The sequence below is a fragment of the Deinococcus aerius genome, assembly GCF_002897375.1.
Classification (GTDB): domain Bacteria; phylum Deinococcota; class Deinococci; order Deinococcales; family Deinococcaceae; genus Deinococcus; species Deinococcus aerius.
Genome location: NZ_BFAG01000007.1, coordinates 158700 through 175834, shown reverse-complemented (window position 1 = coordinate 175834; position 17135 = coordinate 158700). Strand labels below are relative to the sequence as shown.

The 17135-nt window shown below is 69.8% G+C and carries 12 protein-coding genes; 4 read left to right on the top strand and 8 right to left on the bottom strand.

Annotated features, from left to right (window positions below; genetic code table 11):
- Window position 1 precedes the first annotated feature (1 nt).
- The 4 genes from DAERI_RS11400 to DAERI_RS23095 are packed head-to-tail and all read right to left on the bottom strand — an operon-like array spanning window position 2 to window position 6301.
- Window positions 2–922 (bottom strand): class II fructose-bisphosphate aldolase, encoded by a 921-nt coding sequence (locus DAERI_RS11400; protein ID WP_103129551.1) that lies wholly within the window; start codon window positions 920–922, stop codon window positions 2–4.
- The gene (locus DAERI_RS11395; protein WP_103129550.1) at window positions 919–1569 is read right to left on the bottom strand and encodes an aspartate/glutamate racemase family protein; all 651 of its coding nucleotides are present in this window, start codon (window positions 1567–1569) and stop codon (window positions 919–921) included. Before DAERI_RS11395 ends, DAERI_RS11400 begins: the two co-directional genes overlap by 4 nt.
- Window positions 1566–4436, bottom strand: a complete 2871-nt coding sequence (locus tag DAERI_RS11390; protein ID WP_103129549.1) for an alpha-mannosidase — start codon at window positions 4434–4436, stop codon at window positions 1566–1568. Before DAERI_RS11390 ends, DAERI_RS11395 begins: the two co-directional genes overlap by 4 nt.
- Entirely contained in the window at window positions 4433–6301 is a 1869-nt protein-coding gene (locus tag DAERI_RS23095; protein WP_103129548.1) for an alpha-amylase family protein, read from the bottom strand. Before DAERI_RS23095 ends, DAERI_RS11390 begins: the two co-directional genes overlap by 4 nt.
- A gap of 93 nt (window positions 6302–6394) precedes the next feature.
- On the opposite strand from DAERI_RS23095, the gene DAERI_RS11380 reads away from it, so the two are divergent.
- From DAERI_RS11380 to DAERI_RS11365, 4 genes are read left to right on the top strand one after another with little or no spacing between them, the layout of a single operon-like run.
- On the top strand, window positions 6395–8899 hold the full coding sequence (locus DAERI_RS11380) for an alpha-mannosidase (RefSeq protein ID WP_103129547.1): 2505 nt from the start codon (window positions 6395–6397) through the stop codon (window positions 8897–8899).
- Entirely contained in the window at window positions 8892–10745 is a 1854-nt protein-coding gene (locus tag DAERI_RS11375; RefSeq protein ID WP_201262743.1) for a glycoside hydrolase family 2 protein, read from the top strand. The genes DAERI_RS11380 and DAERI_RS11375 overlap by 8 nt, the downstream gene beginning before the upstream one ends.
- Window positions 10706–12121, top strand: coding sequence for a family 4 glycosyl hydrolase (locus DAERI_RS11370; RefSeq protein WP_103129546.1), 1416 nt, complete (start codon window positions 10706–10708; stop codon window positions 12119–12121). The genes DAERI_RS11375 and DAERI_RS11370 overlap by 40 nt, the downstream gene beginning before the upstream one ends.
- A 50-nt stretch (window positions 12122–12171) precedes the next feature.
- Window positions 12172–13416: an ROK family transcriptional regulator gene (locus DAERI_RS11365; protein WP_165794174.1), complete on the top strand. Its 1245-nt coding sequence runs from the start codon at window positions 12172–12174 to the stop codon at window positions 13414–13416.
- 77 nt (window positions 13417–13493) lie between these two features.
- On the opposite strand, the gene DAERI_RS11360 is transcribed toward DAERI_RS11365, so the two are convergent.
- The 4 genes from DAERI_RS11360 to DAERI_RS11345 form a co-directional block, all read right to left on the bottom strand.
- Window positions 13494–14324 (bottom strand): class I SAM-dependent methyltransferase, encoded by an 831-nt coding sequence (locus DAERI_RS11360; protein ID WP_165794173.1) that lies wholly within the window; start codon window positions 14322–14324, stop codon window positions 13494–13496.
- Between the two features lie 26 nt (window positions 14325–14350).
- Window positions 14351–14809 carry an NUDIX domain-containing protein gene (locus DAERI_RS11355; protein WP_103129543.1) on the bottom strand — a complete coding sequence of 153 codons (459 nt, stop codon included), beginning with the start codon at window positions 14807–14809 and terminating at the stop codon, window positions 14351–14353.
- Window positions 14810–15136: 327 nt separating this feature from the next.
- Entirely contained in the window at window positions 15137–16048 is a 912-nt protein-coding gene (locus DAERI_RS11350; RefSeq protein ID WP_103129542.1) for a carbohydrate ABC transporter permease, read from the bottom strand.
- Entirely contained in the window at window positions 16045–16959 is a 915-nt protein-coding gene (locus tag DAERI_RS11345) for a carbohydrate ABC transporter permease (RefSeq protein ID WP_103129541.1), read from the bottom strand. Before DAERI_RS11345 ends, DAERI_RS11350 begins: the two co-directional genes overlap by 4 nt.
- Window positions 16960–17135 lie beyond the last annotated feature (176 nt).

Sequence of the window (17135 nt, the reverse complement as noted above, 5' to 3'; positions counted from 1 at the left end):
GTCACCGGGTGGGGAGGGGGAAGGTGTCGGCACGTCCGGCGGACCGCACGAAGTTCTGAATCTTGTCGCGGGCCTCGGCCCTCACGGCGTCCAGCCCCCGGGCGAGCAGGTCGGGGTCCTGGGCGTCGAGTTGGGCACTCGTCATGCGGCTCAGGCCGCCCATTGCGGCCAGCAGGGCGTTTTCAAGATCGGTGGCGACGTTCATCTTGCTGATACCGCCGCCGGGGAGCAAGGTGGCGCGGTGAACCGTTTCGGCGGGAAGGCCGCTGCCACCGTGCAGCACGAGCGGCGTCTCGGGAAGCAGGCGGCGGATGGCGGCCAGGCGCTCGAAGTCGATCTTCGGGTTCTTGACGGGATAGACGCCGTGCGCGGTGCCAATGGATACGGCGAGGACATCGCAGCCGGTACGTTCCACGAATTCCAGCGCCTCCTCCGGCACCGTGTAGAGCGCCTCGTCCCCCTCGGTCTCCATCTTGTCCGTCGTCGTGAGTTTCCCGAGTTCCGCCTCCACGCTGACACCGTGGGCGTGGGCGTACTCCACCACTTCCCTGGTCTGGCGCACGTTCTCATCGAAAGGCTGCGCGCTCGCGTCGATCATCACGCTGGAAAATCCGGCCTCGACCGCCGAGTGGATCACGCCGAACTCCCAGGTGTGATCGAGGTGCAGGCACAGCGGCACGTCTGACCGGAGTTCTCGCGCGGCCTCCTCGACCGCCTCCCGGAAGTCGCGCGGCGTCAGGCCGAACCAGCCCAGTTCCCGCTGGCTGATCTCGATGATGACGGGGCTGCGGAGTTCCACTGCGGCCTGAAGCACCGGCCGCACACAGGCCCGGTAGCGGGCGCTGAAGGCCGCGACGGCGTACCCCTCACGCTGCGCGGGCGGCAGAAGTTCGGTGAGGGTGAGGGCGCCGGGCAGCTTCACCGCAACACCTCCAGCGCGCGGGCGAGGCCGCTCTCCGGGCTGCTCAGCACCGGGGTGCGCGTCTCCCCGAGAGAGGGAAGCAGCCGCGCCATGCTGGCCTGGGCGAGCACCACCACGTCCGAACGGTCCAGCAGGCCGCGCAGGACCCCCGTGACCAGCGCGTCATGCTCCTCCGGCCTCCCAGCGACGAGGGCGTCGTAGGCTCCCTCCACGAGGACACGCTCAACCTGGACGGGTTTCCCGGCTTTCGTCGCCGCCCGCTCGATCAGGCTGGCGGTGGGCTCCAGGGTTGTCCTCACGGTGGCGATCACGCCGATCCTCTCCCCCAGCCGCACCGCCTGTTCGGCCATAGGCTCGTCGATCCGCAGGAAGGGCACCGGCAGGTCGCCCCGCAACGTCTCCACCACGTCCCCAACGGACGAGCAGCAGCACATCAGGGCGTCTGCGCCCGCGTCCACGGCGGACCGGGCGTAGGCGCGCAGGCGACCCTGGACCTCCTCGGTCGGATGGCCCGCGCGCATCACGTCGGGCAGCAGGCTGTCGTCAAGGATGTTGATGACGCGCACGTCCGGCGCCTTCTCGGCGGCGAGGGCCTTCATCGCCGCCACGGTGACAGGCGTGGTGTGCATCAGGGCGAGTGTTTTCATGAACGATGCTCCCCCGGAAGCCGCACGGCCAGGGCGAGCGTGACGATTTCCCAGGGTCGGGCAGAGAGGTGGACGGCACCGCCCGCGAGGTCGAGGGGAGCGAGCGTCTCCTCTCGCAGGTTGACCCGCTCGGCCCCGGTCACCTCGGCCCCCATCAACTCGGCATTCAGCCTCACCGTCACGTCCTGCGCCTCAGGCGTCTGGTTGACGAAGCGGACGATCAGGGCCTCGCCGTCCTCGGCGCGCTTCACGGCGGTGACGAGTACGCGGCCCTCCACGTTGAGCAGTTGTCCGGTGGGGGGCAGCGAGTCACCCAGGTCCCGGTGCCGGTTGCGGATGGGATGCACCTGGCTGACCCTTGGACTAGCGTGCAGTGGGGCGTTGAACTCGTGCGCCGCGCGCCAGGCGTCCGCCCCCGCCCAGGTGCCGCGGTGGGGCAGCAGGCTGTACTCGGCGACGACGGGGCCGAGCATCTGTGCCTCCGGCGTCGCGGTCGTGGGACCCGCCCCGCCCACCCGGGTGAGGAAGTCCTCGCGCGACAGCCAGCCCACGGCGCGCAGGACGGTGAGGGAGAGGACGCCGTCCTCATTGGCGCTGAATTCCGGCAGGCCCCGGTTGATGACGGTCAGGCCGCGCTCTCCGTCGCTAAGGCTGGCGAAGGTCATCTGGGGATGCTCGTGGACGGCGGGCTCGGGGCTGCCGCGCTGGTCGTCCGGCAGGCGGACTGGGCGGTCCACCACGCCGTACTGGGTCTCCGCACTGGAGACCGTGACAGGCGCGCCGAGCGGGAAGCGCGCACGCAGGCGGTGGTCCCGCGCGGTGTTCTCGAAGTGCGTGCGGATATCCACCCGCCCCACCCCGGCGTGCAGCGTCACGTCGCTGTGCAGCGTGAAGGGCACGTGCCGCGGGCTGCGGCTCTGGCGATCCCCCGTCAGGCTCTCGGGGAGCGACCAGTTCCAGGTCACGCGCAGGGTGGCGCGGGCCGGACCCACCTCCACCCAGGAGAGGCGGGGTTGCACCCGGTCGGTCGTAAAGATTTGGTCGCCCAGCGGCCAGGCGTAGTTGTAGGTGTCGCCGTTGTCCCCGCCGTCGTCGAAGCTGTTCAGGCCGCTGTAGCGCAGCCCGGTCGCCTTGTCGAGCAGGTCGAGGGTGCCGGTCTCGGAATCCACCGTCACGCGCAGGAGGCCGTTTTCCAGCGTGCCCGGCCCCACCGCGAGGTCCGTCACGGGGAGGTCCCCCTTCTCCAGGGCCACGTCGCCGAGCACCTGGTACGGGCGAATGCGGAAGTGCGAGATCGGCACCTCCCGGCGGCGCAGCGCGTAGGCGCGGTAGCCCAGCCCGGGCAGGTCCCGCGCGACGAAGCTCACCTCGGTGAACTCGTTTGCGTCGTACGGGCGGGTGTGCTGAATGTTCAGCCAGGGGAAGGCTTCGGCCTTGTCCACCTCGCTGTACACGGTGCGGACCTGGAAGGGAACGTCACGGCCCTCGGGGTCGAGGAGTTCCCAGTCCTCCGGGTTGATCTCCAGGTAGGCGTTCATCTGCACCCTCGCCTCGTCCGTGCGGGTCCAGTTCAGCGGGTTGAAGACGGTGAAGGCCGTGCCGCCTCCCGCAAACGCCGTGTCCACCCGGCTGGTGAGCGAGGCGTGCGCGTCCTCGGCGAGGAGGTCGGCCATCTGCCCCGCCTCGTCAAAGCGGGTGAGCATCTCGCGGTGGACCTGATCGGCCGAGCAGCCGCAGATGCTGTCGTGGGGGTGGTTCTCGATCAAGCGCTCCCAGGCGGCCCAGAGGTAGTCCTGTTCATAGCGCTCGCCCAGCAGCCAGTGCAGCGCCTGAAGGGGCTCGGCATAGCGTTCCAAAGCGGTCTGGACCCGGGCATTGCGCTGCTTGAGGTACAGCCGGGCGCTCAAGACCCCGGGCAGCAGGTGGGCTTTGCGCCCGAACGCACGGCCCTCGCCCTGCCAGACCACCTTCACGCGGTCCTGCTGGGCCTGAACATCGCGGATGAAGGCATCGAGCGAGCTGATGCGGTACTGCACGCCCTCGCCGCCCAGAGCCTTGTTGATCCCGTTCAGGAGGCCCGGCAGCCGCGCGTCGACCGGCAGGTGGTCGCCGCCCATCGGTTCGAGGATGGCGTCGGTGGCGGCGTAGCTCGCCAGGAAGCGGGCGGTGCGCCGGGCACGCCCGATAGTCTGGTCCTCGGTGCGGGCCGGGTCCTCCGGCCAGAGCTTGTAGTGGCCGCGGTAATACTCCAGCGGCAGGTAGACGCCCAGGACGCGGGTGCCGTCGGGCGCCTCCCACCAGAACTCGTTCTGCATCTCCGCGGGAAAGCGGGCGTCGCGGGCGCGGGCGTACAGGTAGCCGCCGTGCCCGACCTCCACCCCGGCGCCGACGGGCGGCCCGCCGAAGCCCCGCCAGACCACCGCGCTGCCGATGTCGAAGCCCGCGAGCAGTTGCGGCATCTGCGCGATGTGCCCGAACTGGTCGGGGAGGTAGCCGACCCGGCTCACGTCCACGCCGAGGGAACGGGCCGTGCGCTCACCCAGCCACAGGTTGCGGATGTGGGCCTCGCCGCTCACCAGGAACTCGTCGGGCAGGATGTGCCACGGCCCCACGAAGAGACGCCCGGAGCGAATCTGCCGGGTCAGTTCCTCCTGCCGGAAGGGCCGGACTTGCAGGTAGTCCTTCAGCACGATGGTCTGCCCGTCCAGGACGAAGCAGGCGAGCGCGGGGTCGGCGGCGAGCGCGTCCAGAATGGCGTCGACCGTGTGGACGAGGCGGAAGCGGAACCGTTCGCGCGTGCCCCACCACTCGCGGTCCCAGTGGGTGTGGTGGTACATGTGGACGGTGAGGGTGCGTGTGCCCGTCATGCCTTCCTCCTCAGGGCGGCGTGGCGCGCCCAGGTATCCCGCACCAGGGCGTAGTCCCCGGGCGTGAGCGGCTGGAGGTCGCGGTCCGTGTGGGTGACGAAGTACAGGCTGGGAATCCCCAGCTCCGGCTGCATTCGGGTGTAGGCCCGCCACGCCCCGATGGTGGGCATCGGCCAGTTGTCGGTGTCCACGAGGTGGTGGGGCAGCGCCGCACGGGCCACCCGGGCACGGTGGATCATCTGCTCGGTTATATCGGCCTCGATGTTCACGTCGTTGAGGCGGATCATGTCGGTGGCGTCCGCGAAGACCGGATTGGGCGTGTGAGTCATCACGAGCGCGTCGGGCTTGCAGCGTTTGGCCTCGTCCCGCAGAATCCACAGCAGGCGGTGCAGCAGGTGGATGCCCCAGGCCTCGCCGTGCCGCTTCAGCCCAGGTCCGCTGGGCGTGCGGGCGCTGAAATCCACCTTGAAGCCGTCCGCACCGTACTCCAGCAGCATCCGGCGCACCGCCCCGCGCAGGATGGCCTCGTACACCGGGCTGGTGGGATCGGCGGTGACGATTTCCCCCAGGTCGTCCAGAACGCAGGCCTCCGGGGGCAGCCCCTCGGCGTCCCAGGCCTTCCACCACAGCAGCACCCGCTGACCGCGTTCGTGGGCGCGGGCGATCCAGCCCTCCAGGTCCGGCCACTTGGCCCGGTCCACCTCGCAATTCCCATAGGTCGCGCTCCACTTGTCGTCCAGGACCAGGATGCCGGGGTGAAGGTCCTGGGCGGCGAGAACCTTTAAAAAGGCGTCGTAGTTCGCCTGGGTGCAGTGGTCGGGCGCCCGGCCCCCCCGCACCTGCATGAGGTGGCACTGCGCGCCCCAACCGCACTGGATGGGGGTAGACCACCACTCCGGGGGCTCGCCCTGGTCAAGTTGCGCGTACCCCAGCTCCGCATGGCGGGCGGCGTTCTGGGCGATGGCGTCGTAGGGATCGTCGGCGAAGGCGAGGCGCAGGGTCGGCGTGCGGAACTCGCCCCGCACCCGGGTCTGCCCCTCGTAGGCGAGGCGGAGGGTAAAGGCGCTCTCCTGCGCGTCGTAGTGAAAGGACGTGAAGTTGAGTTCCTCCACGGGCGCGACGATGGAGGCGCCCAGCCAGCGGGCGGGCGGCGCGGTCTCGAAGGCGTCACCCAGGAACTCGTGGTACTCGGGCGTGCCGCCCTGGTCGGCTCCCAGGCCCCCCATCGCCAGCCGCAGCTCGTCGGCGTCCTGGTGAAAGGCGTACACCAGCGGCGCCGGGGTGAAAAACCAGTGGGCCTTGCCGGGCAGGCTGGTGCCCATCACGTCGATGGCGGTGGAGTGCCCCGCCGGGAGGGTGCGGTGCTCGCGCTTGTACGGCTCGGGGTTGAACACCCGGGTGAAGTAGGCGCCGCTCGGGAAAAAGCCGCTGCCCCAGCGGCGATGTCCACTGTAGTACCCGCCGAACAGGTATACGTCGGTCAGGTCGCCCTCGCCGCTCACCTCCACGTGGCTGTCGATGCCGCGGGCGTCGCAGCGCAGCACGAGCGCCTTGCTTTGCCACACGCCACCCTCCATCGGGAAACGCAGGGTGACGGCCTCCTCCTCCTCGGTAACGACCGGCGGGTGCAGGAGGGCGGTGCGGTCGAGCCCGGCCGCGGTGTGCAGGCTGGGCGCCAGGAAGAGGTCGGTATACGCCCGGCCATGGGGGTCGCGCAGGCGGGCGAGGGGCCGCTGATCGTCCAGGGTGAGCTGATAGGTCGGGGTCTGGACCTGGAGGCGGTGCCCCTCACGCCGGACATGCACCTGGGCGGGGTCGGAAACCGGGACGGGGTCAGGCAGTGCTGGGTCAGAAATGGGGTTCATGGCGACCTCTTGCTTTGACTTCGACCACACCCTACCCTATTCCTTAAAGATTTTAAATAACAAGCAGTCACACAATCGTCACCCGGAGACCCAATGACTCACCCCCGCAGCAAGAGCCTCACCTTCCACCTCGTCGGCCATGCCCACATCGACCCGGTCTGGCTGTGGGACTGGCGCGAGGGGCACGAGACGGTCAAGGCCACCTTTCGCAGCGCGCTGGACCGCCTGCTGGAGAACCCCGACATGGTCTTCGCGCACTCCAGCGCCGCCCAGTACGCCTGGATGGAGGCGCATCCCCGGTTGCTGACGGAGGTGCGGGAGGCCGTGGAGCGCGGCCAGTGGGAGCCCGTCGGCGGCTGGTGGGTCGAGCCGGAGGTCAACCTCGCGCACGGGGAGGCGCTGGCGCGACAGGCGCTGTACGGCCAGCGGACCTTCGAGCGGCTGCTGGGGCGCCGGGCGCGGGTGGGCTTCCTGCCAGACTCGTTCGGGCATCCCGCCACCCTGCCGCAACTTCTCGCGCAGTCGGGCCTGGACGCCTTCGTCTTCATGCGGCCCGGCGCCTCCGAGATTGATCTCCCCTCCCCCCTCTTCCACTGGGAGGGCGCGGACGGCACCCGGATTCTCGCCGTGCAGGTGGAGTGCTACAACAGCAGCCCCACCCAGGTGCGGACCAGCCTGGAGCGCAACCTCGCGTGGCGTCCGCCGGAGTTGGAACACTGGCTGGGCCTCTTCGGCGTGGGCAACCACGGGGGCGGCCCCACCCGGCGCGCCATCGCCAACCTGCGCGAGCTGAATGCCAGCCCGGAGTGGCCCACCCTGCGGATGAACTCGCTGGGGGGCTTTCTGGACACGGTGCGGGGCGAACGCCTGCCCGTGTACGCGGGCGAGTTGCAGCACCACGCCCGGGGTTGCTACGCCGCCGTCAGCGAGATCAAGCGGCTCAACCGCCGGGCCGAGCACGCCCTGATGCGCGCCGAGAAGCTGGCGGTGCTGGCGGGCCGGGTGGGGTACGTCTATCCAGCGGAACAGCTCTCCCACGCCTGGGAGCTCCTGCTCTTCAACCAGTTCCACGACATCCTGGCAGGCAGCTCCATCGAGAGCGCCTACGAGGATGCCTTTCACCAGCTTGGCGAGGTGCTGAGTATCGCGGACCGTGTCACCTTCGCCGCCATGCAGGCCGTCGCAGACGAGGTCGACACCCGCCTGGGGGGCCGCGAGGTGGACGAGGTGATCCGCAGCGTGCGCTGGGACGGCCCCACCTGGGTGACCGACTACGGCGAGGGCGTGCCCATCCTGATCTTCAACCCGTCGGGGGGCGAGCGGGACGAGGCGGTCGAGGTCGAGCTCAACGACTGGCACACTCCGAACCTGCGCCTCATGGACGACGCCGGGCGGGACGTTCCGGTCCAGCGCCTGCGGGCGGAGAGTGTAAATGGCAATGGCCGCCCCCGCTTCGTCTTCCGCGCGCAGCTCCCGGCCCTGGGTTACCGCCTGTACCGCGTGCTGGACGAGCCGCGGGAGGAACCGGCCATAGGACCGCTCAGCGCCAGTCCCGCGCGGCTGGAAAACGACTACTGGAGGCTGGACTTCGACCCCGACACCGGGGGGCTGCGGTCGCTCATCGACAAGACCCGGAGTCTCGATCTTCTCGCAGGCACCGGAGCGCAGCTTCAGGTTGTGCGGGACGACTCCGACACCTGGGGGCATGGGGCGCGCACCTTTCGGCAACTGGTCGGGGTGTTCAGCGGGGCCACGTTGGAGGTCATCGAGTCTGGCTCGGTCCGGGCGACGGTGCGCGCCACCACCCGCTTTCGCCACTCCACGGCGGTGCAGGACTTCACCCTCTACGCAGACTCCCCCGAGATCGCCGGGCGCCTGACCCTCGACTGGCACGAGCCGCACCACGCGGCGCAGCTCGTCTTCCCCGCCGCGCTGAGCAGCGTGACCGCCACCTCCGAAGTGCCCTACGGCTTCGTGACCCGCCCCGCCGACGGCGAGGAGGAGCCGGTGCAGTCGTGGATGGACGTGAGCGGCGTGGCCCGCGACCGCCGGGGCGTCTCCCACCCGGCGGGGCTCAGCGTGCTCAACGACGGCAAGTATTCCGCCAGCGTGCTGGGCGGCGAGATGCGGCTCACGGTCGCGCGCAGCCCGGTGTACGCGCACCACGACCCGGCGGAACTGGGCACGGGCGCCACGTACGCCTACCTCGACCAGGGCACCCAGCGCAGCCGCTGGTCCCTGGTGCCCCACGCCGGGGACTGGCGGGCGGCCCGAGTCCCGGTCCTGGCCGAGCGGCTCAACCAGCCCGCGGTCTTCACGCGCGAGTACGTGCATCCCGGCTCCCTGCCCGCCAGCCATAGCGAACTCCATCTGGAAGGGCTGCCGACCGTCAGCGTCACGGCGGTCAAGCAGGCCGAGGATGGCGATGACGTGGTCGTGCGCCTGCACGAGTGGGGTGGGCGGGCGGCATCGGGCACCCTCACCTTCCGCGGTTTTTCCATCCCCGTGGGGCTCCGTCCTCAGCAGGTGCTGGGCCTGCGGCTGAGTTCGGGCAGACACGCTCAGGTCGTGAACTTCCTGGAGGAAGCCTGTGAATGAGCCCACGCTCGCCCCCAGGCTGGTGGAGGAAACCGCAGCCACGCACCCCCGCCCCCAGCTCCGCCGCCCCTGGCGCTCTCTGGACGGCTGGTGGGAGTTCGCGGTGGACGACGCGGAGGACCCGGGGGAGGTGTTGTTCGGCGGGCGCATCCGGGTGCCCTACGCGCCCCAGACCCCGGCGAGCGGCATTGAGAACGGCCTGTCCCCCTCCACTACCACCCTGTGGTACCGAACCGAAGTCCACCCCGCCCCAGACGAGCGGCCCGGACCCGACGAGCGGCTGCTCGTCCACTTCGGCGCGGTGGACTGGGCGGCGGAGGTGTACGTGAACGGCGCCTTCGCCGCCCGGCACGAGGGGGGCTACACGCCCTTCACGGTGGACGTGACGCGCGCCGCCCGGCGGGGACCCTTCGAGCTGCTGGTCCGCGCAGTGGACGATCACAGCGATATGGCGATGCCCCGGGGCAAGCAGGACTGGCGGGATGAGCCCCACGCGATCTGGTATCCACCCACCAGCGGCATCTGGCGCGGCGTGTGGCTGGAAAAGGTGCCGGTGCAGCACATCGCGGACCTGGGCTGGACGCCGAACCTGCCCCGCTTCGAACTCACGGCGCTCGTCACGCTGGCCCGAGCTCCCCGGCCCGGCACCCGCCTGCGAGTCGAGGTCCTCGACGGGGAGCGGGTCGTCGCGGACAGTGACGTGCTGGTGACCGGGCAGCGGGTGAATCTCCCCCTGCGCCTGCCCGACCCCGGGGTGGAGGACGCGCGCAACGAGCTGCTGTGGACGCCCGACCACCCCAAGTTGCTCGGCACGCGCCTGACCCTCTCGCTGGGGGGGGAGACTGTGGACCGCGCCGACGGGTACACGGCACTACGGTCAGTGGGCACGCGCGGGCGGCGGTTCCTGATCAACGGCATTCCGCACCCGCTGCGGATGGCGCTCTACCAGGGCTACTGGCCCGACACGGGCATGACCGGCGACGACGAGCGCTTCCGCGAGGACGCCGAACTCGCGCGGCGGCTGGGCTTTAACGGCCTGCGGCTGCACCAGAAGATCGAGGACCCCCGCTTCCTGTACTGGTGCGACCGGCTGGGGCTGGCCGCGTGGGTCGACCTTCCGGGCGCGTACGCCTTCACGCCCACCTCCATCGAACGCCTCACCCGGACCTGGCTGGAGGTGCTGCGGCTGTACGCCTCCCACCCGTGCGTGGTGGCGTGGGTGCCGCTCAACGAGTCGTGGGGCCTGCCGGACGTGCCCGGGCAGCCCGAGCAGCAGGAGGCGCAGCGGGCGCTGTACGCCCTGACCCGCACCCTCGACCCCACCCGCCCGGTCAGCGGCAGCGACGGCTGGCAGCAGGTCGTGACCGACCTCTTCACCCTGCACGACTATATCCAGGACCCGGAAGCGCTCCTGGCGCGCTACGGCAGCCGTCAGGCCATCGAGGAGAACCTGTGGCGCCAGTGGCCGGGCGGGCGAGAGGCGGCGCTGGGCGGCCTCACCCCCGGGGACCGCCCAGTGATCCTCTCCGAGTTCGGCGGCACCTCCTGGGTCCCGGCGGGCGAGGAGGGCTGGGGCTACGGCGTGGCGCGCGATCCCGTCACGCTGCTGGAGCGGGTCGAGGCGCTGCTGCGGGCCGCCGACACCTGCATCCTGAACCGGGGCATCCACGGGTACTGCTACACCCAGCTCACCGATACCTACCAGGAGAGAAACGGCCTGGCGACGATGGGCCGGGCGCTCAAGGGGGACGTGGTGCGGCTGTCGAGCGCCGTGCGCGGCGAACCGTACGACGAGACCAACCCGCTGTGGTACTCGAACCGCTGGCGGGGGAGGCGCGGGCCGTGACCCGCATCGTGATCACCGGGGCGGGCGGCATGACCTTTCCGCTCACGCTGGCGGCCGACATGCTCACCCTGCCCGCCCTGCGGGAGGCGACGCTGGTGCTCCACGACCCGAGCCTGGAGCGCGCCGCCCGCACAGCCCGCGCGGCGCAGGCGGTGGCGGACGCCCACGGGCTGCCGCTGCGCCTCGTCGTCACGGACGACCGCCGGGAGGCATTGCGCGGCGCCACACACATCCTGGTCACCTTCCAGGTCGGCGGGCTGGACGCCTACCGGGCGGACATCGAGGTGCCGCGCCAGTACGGGGTGGACTGCGTGGCGGGCGACACCCTGAACCCGGGCGGCATCATGCGCTTCGTCCGCAGCACGCCCGCCTTCGAGGCCCTGGCGGCGGATGTCCTCGACCTCTGCCCGGACGCGCTCGTCCTGAACTACACCAACCCCATGGCGATGAACACGCTGTACCTGCGCCGCCTGGGGCTGGGCGTGGTCGGTCTGTGCCACAGCATCCCGGGCACGGCGGGAGTGATCGCGGGGCTGCTGGGCCTGGACAGCCCCGCTGACCTCTCCTACCGGGCGGCGGGGATCAATCACCAGGCCTGGTTCCTGGACCTGCGGGTCGGCGGCGAGGACGTGAGCCCTCGGCTGCGGGAGGTGCTGCGGGAGCGCTTCCTGCCCGAATACGGCGGCACGACCGGCTGGACCGAGGGCAGCCTGACCTACGCGGGCGGCCAGGAGCGGGTGCGCGCGGAGCTGATGGAGACCTTCGGGTACTTCACGAGCGAGTCGAGCCACCACGCCTCCGAGTACGTGCAGTACTTCCGCCGCTCGCCCGAGAGCGTCAAGGTCTACCTGCCGCGCCGCTGGGACTACCTGCGGGGCTCGCTCGCCGTCGCCGGGCAGGAGGACGAGCTGACCCGTGCGGCGGTGCAGGGGCTCAGTGAGAAATTGACCTGTTCCGGCGAGTTCGGCATGCGGATCATCGCGGCGCACGTCGGCGGGGAGCCCGAGGCCGTGTACGTGAACGTGCCGAATGACGGCTGGATCGCCAACCTGCCACGCGAGGCGTGCGTGGAGGTACCCGCACGGGTGGACGCGGGGGGCGTGCATCCCGAGACTATCGGCCGACTCCCGGGCGTCTGTGCCGGGCTGAACCTGACCGGCATCGCGCTGCAACTCGCCGTGGTGGACGCGGTGTGCGAGCGAGACGCCGCCGCGCTGGCGGGGGCCTTCGCCCTCGACCCGCTGACGGGCAGCCTGCTCGACCTCCCGGCGATCCGCAGCCTGTCGGGGGCGCTGCTCCAGGCCCAGGCGCGCTGGCTGCCGGAGTGGCTGCGCGGGCGGCGCGGCGAGACAGGCGGCTTGGCCGGGCGGGGATGAACGTGCGAGGATGCGGGGACCCGGGCCGTTCCCGGGAATGGGGGGGCCGCATGAAGCAGGGCAGACCGAGAAGCATCCGGCAAGGCCGCAACCTGCCCGAGGTGCGGGCGGACAACCTGAATGTGGTGCTGGAAGCGCTTCAGAAGCTGCAACCCATCTCCCGCAGCGGCCTGGCGGAGGCCACCGGTCTGACGGCGGCCACCATCACCCACATGACCGACGAGCTGGAGGCCCTCGACCTGCTTGTCGAGACGCCCTCCAGCGAACGCCAGGTGGGGCGCCGCCCGACGCTGCTGAGCCTCAACCACGCCCGCGGCCAGGTCATCGGCGTGGAGCTGTCCCGCTCCATCGTTCACGTGATCCGCTCCGACTTCGGCGGGCGACCGCTGGCCCGGCTGGAACGCCCCTTCCGGGCGACCACCTCGGTGAAAAAGGGGCTCGCCCTGCTGCGGGAGGTCATCGCCGAGCTGGTCGATCCCGGGCTACCGCTGCTGGGCATCGGCGTGGGGATTCCGGGCCCGGTGGACAGCGAGCGGGGCGTCGTTCTCGGCCCCCCCAACTTCGGGGGCTGGCGCGACGTGCCCCTGGCGGCGGGGCTGGGCGAGCATTTCGGGGTCCCCTGCTGGCTGGACGACGACGCCAAGGCCGCCGCCTTCGGCGAGCGCTGGTACGGCGCGGGCCGCCACGAGGAGACGCTGCTGTACGTCTCCCTGCGGTCCGGCGTGGGGTCGGGCCTGATCGTGGGGGACCGGGTCTACCGCGGCGCCCACGAGCTGGCGGGCGAGATCGGGCACACCACCATCCACGTCGACGGCCCGCTGTGCGAGTGCGGCAACCGCGGCTGCCTGGAGACGCTGGTGAGCATTCCCGCGATCATGCAGGAGGTCCGGCGCCTGGGGCTGGACGCCGAGAACCCCGCCGACCTGCACCGGCTGGTCCTGGCGGGCGACCGCAAGGCGCAGAGCGTCCAGGAGCGGGTCTACACCTACCTGTCCGCCGCGCTCGTCAACGCCGTGAACCACTACGACCCCGCGCTGATCGTCCTGGGCGGGCAGCTCGTCCGCTCCTGGCCCGACCTGACGGAGACGCTGGCCGAGAAGGTCAAGGGCCGCTCGTTCGGCTACCTCTCCAAGGACATCCGCATCGTCGAGAGTGCCCTGGGCCGTGACGCGACCGCGCTGGGTGCCGTGGCGATCGCCATCAGCCACATCCTACGCGACCCGCAGGGCGCCCTGAAGCCCAAGCCCACGGTGCCGGAGAGCGCCGCGCTCAGTCCCGCCGCCGCGCATCCCTGATGGGGCTACCCCAGCAAGCGTGGCATCGGCAAGGCAGCTTCATCTCGCAGCAGGAATGCAGTTGTGCCGAGATGGCGTCAGTGCTCCGCTGAACGCGGCCTCAAGCGTCCAACCAGGACCGGCGGCACCTCCGAGAAGTTGCGCCAACTCAGGGCCCTTGCCGACCGCGCCTCACCCCCGAAGGCCGGTTCTTCCAGCCCGTCCAGCACCAGACCCGCCCCGAACGCGGTCCCCAGGAGCAGATGTAATGGGCGGTGAAAGAACAGGTGCGGCGACGGTTCGCCCGCCATGCCCGCGCTCGGTGCGGGCGGCACACGCAAGTACCCCGACACCCTCACGGACCGCACTTCCGTCAGCACCCCCGCCCGGTCCTCTTCCTCCAGCGTCAGCCTGCTCGCCTGGGGGATGTTGAACGCCGGGTGCGGTACCGCGAACACGAAGCGGCCCACAGGTGTCAGGAGGCGGGTGAGCGCACGAAACAAGGGCGCGATGTCGGCGATGTCCTGCAACGCCATCACGCACACCGCCGCGTCGAAGCTCCCTTCGCCCAGGGCGCGCATCTGGTCCTCGTCCGTCGCGTCCGCCAGCACATATTCGACGGGCCGCGCGTCCTGCGCCGTGCGGGCACGTGCCCGTTCCAGCAGCGCGTCGCTGAAGTCGGTGGCGACAACCCTCGCGCCAAGTGCCGCGAGGTGGCGGCTCACCACGCCGTTGCCGCACCCCACGTCGAGCACCCGCTCGCCCGCGCGCAGGTCGAGGAGGCGCGTGAGGGCCGGGAAGATCAGCTCCCGCTGAAAGGCATTGCCGTCGCCCATCGTGTCGTCCCAGAAGTGCGCCTTGCGCTCCCACATCTGCCTCGTCTGCGCGTTGAGGTCCGTCAGCGTCTCGTTCGGCGGGGGTTCATCCATGGTCCGTGTCCTTTCGGGCGCGAGCATCACATGACGCTTGCGCGTTCGGTCCCCAGGTAACGCAGCGAGGAGGCCCCCGCCGCGAGGTCGTGCCGGAACTCCCCCCGGAACACCATGGGGACGACGTTGAGGGTGGGGAGCTCGGCGGTGGGCACGAAACGCGCTTCCGCAAGCCGGTCGCGCTCGCCCGGGACGCGGTGGTCGGGCGTCCGGTACCCGCCGCGTTCCTCGCACAGCACGAAGGTTTTAAGGATACGCGCGTCCGGCTCGATGATCTCCTGCACGTACACGGGCCGCAGCGCGCGGACGAGCAACCCGGTTTCCTCAAACACCTCGCGTTCGGCCCCTTCTAAGACGCTTTCCGCACCTTCAAGCCCGCCGCCCGGGGGAACGTAGAAGTCATAGAGGCCGGGTTGAACGTGACGGACGAGCAGGAGGGCATCGTCCCGAACGACGATCCCGGCGGCGCTGACCCGATGTCGCATTGCCGCACAGTAAGACGGCGCCGCCGGTGCGCGAATCGGCATGGTGGCGGAGCAACGACAGGTTGGGGCGTTTTACCGCCTGCCCGGCTCAGCCCAAGGGCCGGGGCGCGGCTCACGGCGACCAATTTGCGGTCGCTGTCGCCGTTGGAGTGGCCGCCCGGCAACTCTTCGGGCAGGGTCGCCTGGCAAATGAACGAATGCCTGCCGCTGGCTGCGGGCTGAGCCTGGCCTTGCCACGAGGGACGCCCCCGCCAGGTCAGGGTCCCGGGGAACCGGAAAGGGGGGCAGACCACCCCCGTCCGCTCCCCCGGTTCCACACTCCTCTCTTCAGCCCTTGACGCCACCCTGAATCGAGGAGCCCTCCACGAAGTACTTCTGGAAGGTGAAGAAGATGATGATCACCGGCAGCATCACCAGCAGGGCGGCGGCCATCAGATACTGCCACTGGACGGCCGAGGCGGTGCGGAAGAACTGGAGGCCCACCTGGAGGGTGTAGAGCCGCTCGTCGTTCAGGTACAGCAGCGGGCCGACGTAGCTGTCCCAGGCGCCCTCGAAGGTGAAGATCGCCACCGTCGCCAGGGCGGGTTTGGAGAGCGGCACGATGATTCGGCTCCAGATCCAGAAGTCGCTGGCGCCGTCGACCCGGGCGGCCTCCGAGTACTCGTTGGGGATGCCCATGAAAAACTGCCGCAGCAGGAAGGTGAAAAACGCCCCCGCGAAGTAGCTCGGCACGACCAGCGGCAGGTAGGTGCCCACCCAGTGCAGCTTGGAAAACAGGATGTACTGGGGGATCAGCGTGACCATGCCGGGAATCATCATGGTGGAGAGCAGGATGGTGAACAGCAGGTCCCGGCCCGGAAAGCGCAGCTTGGCGAAGCCGTAGGCGGCCAGCGAGCAGGACACCACGGTGCCGAACACCACCGCGACCGCGTACAGGGCGGTGTTGAAAAAGTAGCGGGTGAAGGGCGCGAGCGACCAGGCCTCGGTGAAGTTCTCGAAGCGCAGGGGGTTGGGAATCCAGATCGGCGGGTTGGCATAGACCTGCGTGTCGGGTTTCAGGGCGGTGGAGAGCATCCACAGCGCCGGGAAGAGGACCGCCGCGCCGATGGCGCACAGCAGCGCGAAGGCGACGAACTTCCAGAAGAGGTTCGTGCGGACATTGCGGTCGAAGCGGGGGCGGCCGACATCGACGCGGGGCAGGCTGGAACCGGGGGTGGAGGGGGTCTGCTGAACGGTCATGAACGGGCCTCACCTTCGTAGTACACCCAGCGGCGGGAGACGAAGAACTGAATGCCGGTCAGCAGCAGCGTGATGAGCAGCAGCACCCAGGCCATCGCGCTGGCGTAGCCCATCTGGTACTCCGTGAAGGCCTTTTGCCACATGTACAGGCCGTAGAACAGCGTGGAGAAGGACGGCCCGCCCTTGCCCCCATCGGAAATGATCAGCGAGGCCTCCCAGAACTGAAAGGCCGCGGCGATGCCCGTGACCAGCTTGAAGAAGATGGTGGGCGACATCATCGGGACGGTGACGTTCCAGAACTGCTGGACCGGCGTGGCGCCGTCGAGCTGGGCCGCCTCGTACAGGTGCCGGGGAATGCCCTGGAGGCCCGCCAGGTAGATGATGTAGCCGCCCGCCGCACCCCACATGCTCATGATGACCAGCGCGGGCTTGGCCCAGGTGGGGTCGGAGAACCACAGGGGCGGATTCTGCACCCCGATGGCCCGCAGGAAGACGTTGATGGGCCCGAAGTCGGGGTTGAACACCCACAACCACAGCAGCAGCACGGCCACGCCCGTCAGGACCTTGGGCAGGAAGAAGATGGTCCGAAAAATCCGCTGCCCCGGAATCTGCTGGTTGAGCAGCACGGCGATCAGCACGCCGGTGATCACGCTGAGCGGCACGGCGAACAGCACGTAGAAGCCAGTGTTGTACAGCGAGATCCAGAAGAGCTGGTCGTCGAACAGCAGGCGGCGGTAATTGTCCAGACCCACCCAATCCATGCGCGAGGTCACGTCGTAGTTGGTGAAGCTGGCATACAGCGACCAGAGCATCGGCCCGGCGACGAACGCCAGAAAGCCGATCAACCACGGCGCGATGAAGAGATACCCGTTGAGGGCTTCCTGACGGCGCATCCTGCTCATCCGTGCCATACGAACCTCCAGGTGGGGGGGCGGCCAGCAGTGAGAGAAGAACGAATTGGGGACATAGACCTCCTTGCTGGCCGGACAGGGGCCGCGTGACAGACAACTGGGGTTGGAGTTGCTTAAATATATAAAGAAAAAGGGGGCCTGTGGTATATGCTCTTGCTGAGGTTGGCCCCACCCAC

Excerpts from the sequence above, each read along its gene's own strand:
- DAERI_RS11395 (WP_103129550.1), bottom strand. The coding sequence starts at position 1,569 with ATGAAAACACTCGCCCTGATGCACACCACGCCTGTCACCGTGGCGGCG.
- DAERI_RS11390 (WP_103129549.1), bottom strand. The coding sequence starts at position 4,436 with ATGACGGGCACACGCACCCTCACCGTCCACATGTACCACCACACCCAC.
- DAERI_RS23095 (WP_103129548.1), bottom strand. The coding sequence starts at position 6,301 with ATGAACCCCATTTCTGACCCAGCACTGCCTGACCCCGTCCCGGTTTCC.
- DAERI_RS11380 (WP_103129547.1), top strand. The coding sequence starts at position 6,395 with ATGACTCACCCCCGCAGCAAGAGCCTCACCTTCCACCTCGTCGGCCAT.
- DAERI_RS11365 (WP_165794174.1), top strand. The coding sequence starts at position 12,172 with ATGAAGCAGGGCAGACCGAGAAGCATCCGGCAAGGCCGCAACCTGCCC.
- DAERI_RS11360 (WP_165794173.1), bottom strand. The coding sequence starts at position 14,324 with ATGGATGAACCCCCGCCGAACGAGACGCTGACGGACCTCAACGCGCAG.
- DAERI_RS11355 (WP_103129543.1), bottom strand. The coding sequence starts at position 14,809 with ATGCGACATCGGGTCAGCGCCGCCGGGATCGTCGTTCGGGACGATGCC.
- DAERI_RS11350 (WP_103129542.1), bottom strand. The coding sequence starts at position 16,048 with ATGACCGTTCAGCAGACCCCCTCCACCCCCGGTTCCAGCCTGCCCCGC.
- DAERI_RS11345 (WP_103129541.1), bottom strand. The coding sequence starts at position 16,959 with ATGGCACGGATGAGCAGGATGCGCCGTCAGGAAGCCCTCAACGGGTAT.